Genomic DNA, 1347 nt, shown 5'->3' on the forward strand with positions numbered 1-1347 from the left:
TTTGCCAGTCTCCGATGGAGCTGGATGGATTGGTTTTAATGGTATCGCTGATGTGGTCGTGACATTTGGCAGGGCTACACTTAATGCTCACCAAATAGATAAAATGGTGGAAATAATGAGGAAGCACGAACTTCTTATTTTGGTTGGCCTTGGCTTTATTAATATAAGTTATGCCGGTTCACAAATAACGGAAAGTGATTGTGAGTTTCTATACACTCCTGCTGATACGTTCTGGTATTTTACTCCTGCCAGTGATCCTTCGACTGTCGTAGGGGCCCAATGTTCTCTTTGCAATTACAATGACATGGATTGTCCTGTTGGGAGGCATCATCGGTGTTGTCTGACTATTGCCGGTGCCAGTAAAACGTCTGATACAGACTATTTTGGTGGTGTTAGTACCTTCACTAAAGGCTGGAGGTTGTATAAGCATTACTCAACCAAAGCTGAGCTCTTCCGGGACGTTAATAAAGGCGAGCTCAGGAAGGGATATGAAAAATGTATGAGTGAGTAATAGTCCTGAGAGAATTTCCGATAAGCGTCTGTCTTGCCCCACCCGAAAAGATTTTAGAAAGCATCCCTGCGGATTTCACCTGATGGGTGGTTTTTTACAGAGACACCATTTTGGCTCATGGCGTTTTGGCTCATGGCGTTGCAATCCTTCCGAAGCAGGGCTTTGCAGGCATGAAATCTGAGTGAAATATTCAGTACAAAAAAGCCCCTCAAAATTGATAAGGCTATACTTACCACTCGCCGAAAAGATGGCATGGTGAAAGTGATGAAGAAGTACGAGCTGCTTTTTTTGTTTTGCATTGGTTTTATCAATGTAAGTTATGCCGGCCCGCAAATCACCGGAGGTGACTGTCAGCATCTATACACCCCGTCAGATACATTTTGGTATTTTACGCCTGAAAATCCATATACTGCCGCAGGGGCTCAATGCGCCCTTTTAAAAGAGTACGATGTGTCTTGTCCGGTTGGGAAGCATAATTCTTGTTGCCTGATTATTGCCGGAGACAAGAACATACCAGATACAGATTATTACGGCGGTGTTAGTGTTCTTCTTAGCGGAAGGTGGCTGGTGTATAAAGATTACTCAACCAAAGCTGAACTCTTCCGGGACGTCAACAAAGGCGAGCTTAGAAAAGCCTATGAAAAATGTATGAATGAATCATAGGCCTGAGAGGCTATCCGGTAAGCACTTTTCCTGCCCCCCATCTAATTATTGGAAAACACTTCAGTTGACATCCTCCCCCACTGATTCAAGAAATCAGAGGGGGATTCCCATGGGGGCGCCTAGCAGCCTGTCGGACTTAAGCGTCCGTAGCGAGGATTGCAAGAAATTGAGGA

General features: G+C 44.7%; 2 protein-coding genes. Both read left to right on the forward strand.

Annotated elements, in window-relative coordinates; translation table 11 throughout:
• Nucleotides 1–511, forward strand: a 511-nt coding sequence (locus KDK17_RS18615; RefSeq protein WP_257275360.1) for a hypothetical protein, incomplete at its 5' end; no start/stop codon positions are given.
• A 264-nt stretch (nt 512–775) separates the two neighbouring features.
• Nucleotides 776–1174, forward strand: coding sequence for a hypothetical protein (locus tag KDK17_RS18620; RefSeq protein ID WP_257255257.1), 399 nt, complete (start codon nt 776–778; stop codon nt 1172–1174).
• The last annotated feature ends 173 nt before the right edge of the window (nt 1175–1347 follow it).

Origin of the sequence: Endozoicomonas sp. SESOKO2, from assembly GCF_024606245.1 — a bacterium.
Lineage (GTDB): Bacteria > Pseudomonadota > Gammaproteobacteria > Pseudomonadales > Endozoicomonadaceae > Endozoicomonas_A.